This is a genomic window from Pseudarthrobacter sp. MDT1-22 (assembly GCF_054511035.1).
The window spans coordinates 1-5,637 of record NZ_JBTNDK010000057.1; the positions used below are offsets into that span (position 1 = coordinate 1).

Here is a 5,637-nt window from a genome sequence, read left to right on the forward strand (position 1 = left end):
AAAAAACACCAACCCGCCGCCAGTACGGCACAATAGAACCACAACCCCGTGGCCCCGTTTTCAATTGGCGCTATTGGCCCCATTTTCGGTTGGCGTTAACACCGTGGCAGGCAAGGCTAACGTCGCGGACAGGTTGTGGATTTTCAACGACACGGCCGCAGCGTGGGCGCGAAGCACCGCCGCCCTACTGAAGGCCCGGCAGGGACAGCCGGTGCGGATGCACACAATGGGTAACAGCCTGTTCGCCGGCCCGGCTGGCAGCGGCGACGGTTCTGTTGCTGGCATCAAGGACTTCCAGGCATGGCTTCGGGCGGAACTCCAGTCCGCGATGCCCGTCTACCGTGGTGGCGACTACCCTGGGGGCAGCCACTGGTGGCTGAACAGCATCGCTGGCACCCCATCGCCACTTACGACGGACGGCCGATTCGGCACCCCGATCTACTCCACGTCCTATTACAAGTTCACCGTCACTGGTCAGACGGTCACGTTCAAGGGCTACCCCTGCTCAGGTATCCGTCTGTGGTTCGCGGCGGGTGCAGGGACTGGCACCGTCAGCGTCACGGTCGATAGTGAAACGACGGTGACCGGCGTAGGTTCGACGGCGGGCGGGGTCAGGTCTGTTGACGTGCTCTCTACACGCGGCTTCGGTGCGCATAGCTTCTCAGTCACTTGGGGCGCAGGGACGGCATACCTGCTCGGCGTCGAAGCAATCGTTCCGGGACTCAGCGTGAGCGACGGCGGCGTGCCTAGCAGCTCAGCCGTTGACTGGACCGCCACCGCAGCAGGCTTTACCGGCCCCACGTTCAACGGCTCAGCGGGTCTCAACCCAGACATGTCGCTGATCCTGCTGCAAACCAACGAGTGGAACGCACAGACGGTAGTCAGCACCTACCAGACACAACTAACCTCGGTCGTCACACCCCAACTAGCAGCCCAAGGCAGCACGGGCGCGGTGGTGCTCTGCATTCCGCCGCGACCATCCGGCAACCCAAGCACCGGATCGGAAGCCGCAGGAAAGACGTGGGCCGACTACAGCACTGCAACAAAGGCCGTAGCGACCGCGCAAGGACTTCCGGTGCTCGACTTCACCGCGCTATTTGGCGGCTCCTGGAACAGCACCCTCATGGCCGACCAGCTCCACTGGAACGCGGCGGGGCAAAGTGTTGCTGGCCGTTCAACGGCGCACGCCTACCTCGGCGCGGAGAACAAGTTCAGCCCGACTGCTGCTTAGAAGCGCCCGGCAAGGTAGTCGGCAAAGCAGGCTTTCCGAGCAGACCTCACGTGACTGGTCATCCCGCAACGGTGTCTCGCATACGGAGCACTGCCCACGGCGTAGCTTCATCGCGGCGCGGGCAGTGCGGACGGATTCAAGTAAACGGACGAGCGGCGGCGGACTAAGTAGGTTCCCCATACCGCAATGGTACCCGTGAGGCGCCGGCGGCTTCCGGCGGTGCGTCAGGCCGCGGTATAGCCCACACTCCCAACAGTAGGATCGGCCCGAGGATGCCAAGACTGACTGCAACCTCGGAAACCGCGGACACGCTTTGGTATGGGTTCGGGGAGCCAGTCAGTGCGGCAACATTCTCCGGCATCGAAAGGAACCCTAGCGTTGTTACCGCTGCGACGACGCCAGGGCCTGATCTTGCAAACGAACCCCAGCCCATCTGACCAGTCACATGTTTGAAGCTCACGACGAACGCTGGGATTGCGACTGCAATCCAAACCCAGTGGTGGTAATGGGACACAGGAGAGATTAGGAGCATCACCAATGCATTGGCCGATAATGCTGCCCAGGTGTCCCCGGCGTTGAAGAGTTTGCGCATTACGACGATGCCCACCGCGACGGTCACGCCTGCCAGAGTGAGCCAAAGAACCGGCTCAATCACGCCGTCGAAGTGTGCTCGCTCCACGACGCCTCGGAGTGAAAGATTGTTGAAAGATTCTGCCGCTCCGATGCGGTTGGTGTTCAAGACCGCCCGGAACCAGAAGTCAGCCGATACTTGGGGAGCAAAGACCCACATGAGCGCGACAGTGCTGGCGAACGTAGCCACCAGCCTCACTGCCGATGCAAAATCTCTCTTGATAATAAAGAAGAGGAGAAACGCCAGGGGGGTCAGCTTGATCCCGGCAGCTATACCAGTCAGAACACCTTGGGGCAAGAACTTCGGCCGTTTGGACGTCCAAAGGATATCGACCGCGACAAGAGCCAGCAGGAGGGCGTTGATCTGCCCAAGGGCGACGGTGTGCTGCCAGGGACCTAACAACAGCACCGCACCTGCACCGATGCCGTAGGCCGCGTAGGTTTGGTGGCGGCGACTCATCACGCCTCGCGTTACAAGATGCCGCACTACTGCGACACCCAAGGCACAACCCACCGTGATTGTGGATATGGTGTGCAGGACCAGCGCCCAGCGCATGGGCAGCAGGCTCATGGGCGCAAAAAGGAGAGCGGCGAACGGCGGGTATGTGAATCCCATTCCCGGGTCCCCCGTGTTCGGGAGGGCCGAGGCGTAAAGGTTCTCGTTCTGGGCCAGGAACACCCTGACTGCCTGCCAATACACGTTGAAGTCCAGACCGTGACGGATGCCCCTCCAAAACGAAAGGGCTACGGCTAGTACGCTCGCAAGAACACTTGCGCCAAGTAGCGCCCGGCCGCGAAGCGTAGACGGAAAATACACGAGTCCCCCAATATTGACTTTCCAATGTGGCTCGCACAGTCTATGCACGCCAACGCACGCCGTACAAAGTGAGGTCAAAGTAAGACCGGTTAAGTTCCCCAGCTTTTACTCACGCTCAATGTCATTCAGAAGCGCCAAAGCGATTTGATTAGCAACGACGCCGCTGTAACGGAGCAGGCACCGCTGTAGTGAGCGGCACAATCTCCTTGGACATCCCGGCGAGCCACCCCCACGCTTCGCCCCCCGTCAGGGAACCGACCCTAGCCATCGGCGTCCGGGCGCACGTCGTGGCAGCGTTCGCCAGGCTGGCCACCGGCAGCGATGGGCACTGGTTGTTCAAGAACGCAGGAACCTACCGTGAAACTGTCGCAACCTCGTCGTCGGCCTTGATGAGGACGTTGCCTTCACCGATGTCTCGGACAGGACGTCGTGTTCCACGGCGGTGGCCAGCGGCTTTTCCTTGACGAAGCACATCAGCACTTCCGCGATCACCGCCAGCGGGACCATCCAGATGAAGATGGGGGTAAGCGCGTCGTTGTAGGAGGAGATGATGATCTCCTTGAGCGGTGCCGGCAGTGAGCCGACCACGGCCGGAGTCAGGGAGTTTGACCCGCCGGGGTCCCGCCGCCCTGTGTCGCAGCCGGGAGGCGGTCGGTGAGCAGCGCAGCCAGCCGGCTGGCGAACAGCCTCCCGACGACGGCGGAGCCCAGGGTGGCGCCGATCTGGCGGAAGAAGTTGTTCGACGCCGTCGCGGTGCCCACTTCGCGCAGCGGAAACGAGTTCTGAACCATGAGGGCCATGATCTGCATGCTCAGGCCCAGACCTAGGCCCATCACAGTCAGGTAGGCGCAGATTTCCCAGAGCGGCGAGCCTGGGTTCAGCGTGGAGAGCAGCACCAGGGCTCCGGCTACCAGGACTCCGCCAACGATCGGCATCCACTTGTAGCGGCCGGTCCGGCTGACCAGCTGGCCTGAAGCCACCGAGGCCACCAGCAGCGCACCCATCATGGGGATCATCAGCAGGCCGGATTCGGTGGGTTCACGCTGAAGTCCATCTGCAGGTATGTGGGCAGGTAGCCGATTGCCACACCGATCAGCAGGCCGGCAATGGTGGCCAGGTTGAAGTTCAGGTCCTTGAACAGGTGCAGCGGAATGATCGGCTCTGCCGTCCGGCTCTCCACGAAGACAAAGGCTGCGGCGCTGACCACGGCGCCCGCGATCAGGCCCAGGATGATGGCGTCGGACCAGTCGTACTTGCTTCCGCCCCAAGTGGCAAAGAGGACCAGGCAGGTGGTGGCGATGGCAAGGAGCACCATGCCGCCGAGGTCCAGCTTGGGCTTGCCGGCGTGCAGTTTGAGGAAGAACGCCGCGCCGGCGAGGGCCAGCAGGCCCAGGGGGATGTTGATCCAGAAGACCCAACGCCAGCCGGGACCTTCGGTGAACCAGCCGCCCAGCAGCGGTCCGGCCACTGAGGCGATGGCGAAGACGCCGCCAATCATGCCCATGTACTTGCCGCGCTCCCGGGCAGGAACCGAGCCTCACGGGGGCGGCGGCGTTTCCGGCGGGGCCGAGGTCCGTCACGGTGGCCGCGGATCCGTTCAGCGGCCGCTTGACGAGGGCTTTGGCGGTTGTCATGGCTACGAAAGAGGCGGCTGGCCCGCTCTGCTGGAGCTTGGCGCCGGCCGGGTCCGGCAGCGCCACCTTCTTGCCGCCCGGCAGGTACAGGCAGCTTGTGGCCGCGTCCAGCACCACTGGATTGTCCCCCACCGCGGCGATCTGGGCCTTGTCGATATTGCGGAGGGCGGCGTACTCGGTGGCCTCGGAGGAGGCGACGGCTCCAGATTCTGTGTGGTTTGCTCGGTGGGGACGAGACGACCTCCGTCACGGCCAGCTCACACGGCCAACTCTTCGATAATGGCTGCGGCAGCTCCGGCTAGTACGGGCTCCAGGTTCGCGACGTTGGCTAGGGATTTAGCCCGCCGTCTATCAGCGCAGAGCGAGCGTTCCCACTGGGCTCAGGTCCCCAGATTCAAATGCGGCGCCCGTGTGGAAACGGTTCTTTAGACGCAGGAACGGCTTCTCCACACACCAATAGCTGAAACAAGCTGCGCCAAAGGCCAGGGGTATGCCGAGCAGCGGGTTGGAGAATGGTTGCGGCATCAGGTCCGTCAAGAACAATTGCTGCCAGAGGTACAGGCTGAAGGAGATCACTCCGACCGACGTCAAAGGACGCCAAGAGAATGCCCGGGTCAACAGCGAGGCGGGGTCAGTTGTGATAGTTGCAATGACGCCAGCGATACAAAGCTGCTCAATGGTCCAGCCCAGACTCAGAGCGTAGGCGCCGCCCATATGCGTCGTCAGTATGGGGCTACAAGGACCAAGTAACCGACAAAGACAGGCCAGAGCCGCCGCACCCGAGGAAGGACCTTCAGCCACCGACTGTCCGATGTCACGAGGGCCAGCAAGCACCCAATTAAGAGCGAATCAGCGCGGGTGTGGAAGGTGACCGAAATGGTTTCCCGAGTCTCCGGAAGGAGGAAGTACTGGGCGACTCGCACGAGGGGAAGCAATGCTATTACCGCCACCGCAGCCCAACCGGCTCGTTTAGGTCTCAGCAGGATCAGCACGATAGGCCAGAGCAGGTAAAACTGTTCCTCCACCGCCAGCGTCCATGAGTGCCCAACCCACCAGTTTCCGCCATCAGGCGCATAGTTCCACACGAACAGTGCGGACGCTATCCACTGCCATGAGTTAACCGCTACCGGAGTCGAAAGAAGGGCCAGCGCCGCGATCGCCAACAGGTACAAGTAAAAGGCTGGCCAGATGCGTAACGACCGTCGAATGTAGAAGGCCTTAAGGGGCTCTTCAAGGTTCCCGGGGAATGGTCTGCTGAGATGATTGCTCATGCTGCCATCCGGGCTGCACTTCTCAAGAGGATACGCGATTTGTAGTTGTCCGGG

At 62.0% G+C, this 5,637-nt stretch carries 7 protein-coding genes; 1 reads left to right on the plus strand and 6 read right to left on the minus strand.

The features are described from left to right. The coding region (locus ACX80M_RS20695) for an SGNH/GDSL hydrolase family protein (protein WP_459310346.1) at nucleotides 1–1,231 on the plus strand (1,231 nt) is incomplete at its 5' end. Nucleotides 1,232–1,394: 163 nt separating this feature from the next. Here the strand turns inward: ACX80M_RS20695 and ACX80M_RS20700 are convergent. From ACX80M_RS20700 to ACX80M_RS20725, 6 genes are all read right to left on the minus strand, one after another. After that, a complete protein-coding gene (locus ACX80M_RS20700; RefSeq protein ID WP_459310347.1) occupies nucleotides 1,395–2,477 on the minus strand; it encodes a glycosyltransferase family 87 protein in 1,083 nt (360 codons plus the stop codon). Between the two features lie 537 nt (nucleotides 2,478–3,014). Further along, complete coding sequence (locus tag ACX80M_RS20705) at nucleotides 3,015–3,266, minus strand: hypothetical protein (protein WP_459310348.1); 252 nt, start codon at nucleotides 3,264–3,266, stop codon at nucleotides 3,015–3,017. 8 nt (nucleotides 3,267–3,274) lie between these two features. Beyond that, complete coding sequence (locus ACX80M_RS20710; RefSeq protein WP_459310349.1) at nucleotides 3,275–3,694, minus strand: MFS transporter; 420 nt, start codon at nucleotides 3,692–3,694, stop codon at nucleotides 3,275–3,277. Beyond that, nucleotides 3,694–4,182, minus strand: coding sequence for a hypothetical protein (locus tag ACX80M_RS20715; RefSeq protein WP_459310350.1), 489 nt, complete (start codon nucleotides 4,180–4,182; stop codon nucleotides 3,694–3,696). Before ACX80M_RS20715 ends, ACX80M_RS20710 begins: the two co-directional genes overlap by 1 nt. Before the next feature lie 481 nt (nucleotides 4,183–4,663). After that, a complete protein-coding gene (locus tag ACX80M_RS20720; RefSeq protein ID WP_459310351.1) occupies nucleotides 4,664–5,026 on the minus strand; it encodes an acyltransferase family protein in 363 nt (120 codons plus the stop codon). A gap of 8 nt (nucleotides 5,027–5,034) precedes the next feature. Next, the coding region (locus ACX80M_RS20725; RefSeq protein ID WP_459310352.1) for an acyltransferase family protein at nucleotides 5,035–5,637 on the minus strand (603 nt) is incomplete at its 5' end.

What these genes read in the sequence shown, in the direction of transcription:
- ACX80M_RS20710 (WP_459310349.1), bottom strand. Translation starts at nt 3,694, where the DNA reads ATGATCCCCATGATGGGTGCGCTGCTGGTGGCCTCGGTGGCTTCAGGC.
- ACX80M_RS20720 (WP_459310351.1), bottom strand. Translation starts at nt 5,026, where the DNA reads ATGGGCGGCGCCTACGCTCTGAGTCTGGGCTGGACCATTGAGCAGCTT.
- ACX80M_RS20715 (WP_459310350.1), bottom strand. Translation starts at nt 4,182, where the DNA reads ATGGGCATGATTGGCGGCGTCTTCGCCATCGCCTCAGTGGCCGGACCG.
- ACX80M_RS20700 (WP_459310347.1), bottom strand. Translation starts at nt 2,477, where the DNA reads ATGGGATTCACATACCCGCCGTTCGCCGCTCTCCTTTTTGCGCCCATG.